3 protein-coding genes are annotated in these 2,527 nt (G+C 60.4%); 1 reads left to right on the top strand and 2 read right to left on the bottom strand.

Going from position 1 to position 2,527, the window contains the following annotated elements; genetic code table 11:
• A partial coding sequence (locus PSRA_RS09710) for a glycoside hydrolase domain-containing protein (protein ID WP_275542339.1) occupies positions 1-504 on the bottom strand: 504 nt, incomplete at its 3' end.
• A gap of 13 nt (positions 505-517) precedes the next feature.
• Entirely contained in the window at positions 518-1,654 is a 1,137-nt protein-coding gene (locus PSRA_RS09705) for a glycoside hydrolase domain-containing protein (protein ID WP_158216389.1), read from the bottom strand.
• 140 nt (positions 1,655-1,794) lie between these two features.
• Here PSRA_RS09705 and PSRA_RS09025 point away from each other — a divergent pair, with 140 nt between their 5' ends.
• Positions 1,795-2,043: a helix-turn-helix domain-containing protein gene (locus PSRA_RS09025; protein WP_094661248.1), complete on the top strand. Its 249-nt coding sequence runs from the start codon at positions 1,795-1,797 to the stop codon at positions 2,041-2,043.
• Positions 2,044-2,527 lie beyond the last annotated feature (484 nt).

The raw sequence follows: 2,527 nt of genomic DNA, 5'->3' as shown, positions 1-2,527 counted from the left end.
AGATTCAAAGTTACCCGAAGGGTGGTAGTTCTTCGTAATCGCGATATCGCCTTGCCACAAATTCGTCTTCGCCTCGAATACAGGCAGAATATCGACATACTGATCCGTGATCTCAGGAATTGGCAGGCAGCACGGCGTGAAGCATTCGGCCATGTCTTTCGACACAAGGTCGTTGTCGATTTCCAGGCTGTCGTTTCCGTGGGTGATTGTGACGTTGGAGATCTGGTCGATGCTCCATCCATCGGGAATCGGATATCCCATATTGCCGCTGAACCCGGAAGACATGTCGGAAACAAAGCTGAATTCGGCATATCCGGCCTCGCAGACCCTCGTGCAGACATTCCGAGGGCCATAGACACCAATACGGTATCCACTCATCTCCCCTGAGAGATTCTTGAAGTAGGGAAGCACATTTGTCGTGACTTCTCCATCAAGGGCATCGAAATCAACAGCAAAGAAAATCACCGCCGAATGAGGAATCCCGTGCTTGGCAGCGCACTTCATAGCAGCAGAGGCATCAGCGGTCCCCCTGTTCCTCGGTGAAGTACGCCAGTTCCGCGCCATCTTCGTAAATCAGGAACAGATCCAAGCCGGCTGCCGTGATTCGTTCTGCCTCTCCATCCCGCAATTCCTTGAAAGAACCACCATTGATATATCGTCCAACATGGCGATAGCCATTGGCAATCAAGGTTGCGACGTGTGCGTCGGTGATTTCGAAACGGGTGTCGCATGCCGTGCCTTTCCTGCTTGTGTCGCCGCAGCTGACGCACAGGCTGAGCCATGTGCTCAGGTTGATGCGTCCCGTCTCGGCGACGGCGTACTTCCTCTGGAACTCCCTGACCCTGGCCGGGTCGATCTTCTCTGGGAACGGATCGGCCTGGGTGCCGGACGGGAAGCCGTTGACGTACATGCAGAAATTGGCGATCCGGCAGAAACGCCTGATGCGTGCGTCGGAGTACACGGCACCCGTGTAGCTGACCTGCCCGTGGCTGTAGTCCAGGTCGGGGCAATGGCTGCGGGTCGAGGGGCCGAAGTAGCCGCTGGCGACATCGACGGGCATGTCCTCCAGCGCCTGGATCGCGTAGATGACGGCCTCGTTGGTGCCGCGGTCATAGATGCCGTCGCACGGGATCAGCCCGGAGTAAGCCTCGAAGCCGCCGTTGAGCTCCTGCTGGAACGAACGGACGCTGGCATCGCCGCCCGAGCCCGGGATGAGCCTGAACTGGTCCATCGACAGGAGCGCCTTCATCAGGTTCACGCTGACGGTCAAGCCGTCGCCCCCGATCCCGGCATCGGCCTGCAGCGACGCGACGGCCGCCGCGACCTTGTCGTCGTAGTGGTCGTCGAGGTCCCCGTAGTGCCCGGCGTCGTATCCCTTGCACCACAGGGCGCCCTGCAGGATCGCGTACTTGTTGCTCGCCGCTCCCTTGAGGGCGGGCTTCGCCAGCGGCGCCGCCTGGTAGCGGGCGGTCGTGCCCGGGCCGAAGTTGTCGGAAGGCACCGAGATGCCCAGCTCGATCTGCAGCGCCCTCAGAAGGCCGTGGACGACCTCCCACCCGGTCCTGCCGTTCTCCTGCACGACGTTGCAGCCGTTCCTGCCCACGTATGTCTTGTTCAGCCATTTCTGGGTCGCGAGGACCATCTGGTCCGTCATCGCGATACTCCTTTCCGCCGGCCGCGCCGGCGTGACGATGGGATGGCCAGTCCATCCCGACACCCCCATATTGTAACCATTCGGTTTCAGTTTGTCAACTCTTGGTTATTTTATCCACCGTTCGGCCTACGCTGGCAGGCATGTCCACATACGGAGAACGATTCGCCGCGGCCCTGGCCGCGGAGCTCAGGGCGCAGAAGGGGCGCAGGAAGGCCAGCGATGACGACATCGCCGACGCCATCGGCGTGCACCGGGTCTCGGTCAGCCGCTATCTCAGCGGGGCGCGCCCCATCCCGCTGACGGTCTTCGCCGACATGTGCGACTACCTAGGCGTCGCCCCCGCGAAGGTGATAGACGAAGCCGAAAAGCACGCTCGCGGGAACGCCTAGCATGTCCGCCGCGCACGCCACGTCGGTCATCGTCGGCTCCCCGCGCAGCACCCCATCCACGTCATCCGGCATCTCCACCGATCACTCCCAACCCCGGCTCCGGCCGGAAAATTCACCTATCGCGAACACTCGTTCGACAGCCGCCATTCTAGCCCCAAGGCGACACATACACGGCACGTCAACCGACACGCGCAAGACGACAAACAACACATCTAGTGTTTCAAAAACACGACAGACCCCAAAGCAAGTCGGAAAACAGGCCCCACGCGACCAACGGCCGAAAACCAACCAAACACAACATCTAGAGACCCTCCCTCCTAGAGACCCTCCCTCCCCGAAAGAACACAACCCATCGGCGTGTCGCATAGAAGCAGCCGAACGTTGCACCATCAAAACGCCCACACCCATCTGCCAGATCAACACACCGGCCCGTCTAATTCACACCACGCGATTCACCATGAGGCGGCACCGCATTCGTCGTGTC

Source organism: Pseudoscardovia radai, assembly GCF_002259605.1.
Taxonomy (GTDB): domain Bacteria; phylum Actinomycetota; class Actinomycetes; order Actinomycetales; family Bifidobacteriaceae; genus Pseudoscardovia; species Pseudoscardovia radai.
Note: the sequence above shows the minus strand (reverse complement) of the source record. Positions and strands in the feature narration are given on the sequence as shown.

What these genes read in the sequence shown, in the direction of transcription:
- PSRA_RS09705 (WP_158216389.1), bottom strand. Translation starts at nt 1,654, where the DNA reads ATGACGGACCAGATGGTCCTCGCGACCCAGAAATGGCTGAACAAGACA.
- PSRA_RS09025 (WP_094661248.1), top strand. Translation starts at nt 1,795, where the DNA reads ATGTCCACATACGGAGAACGATTCGCCGCGGCCCTGGCCGCGGAGCTC.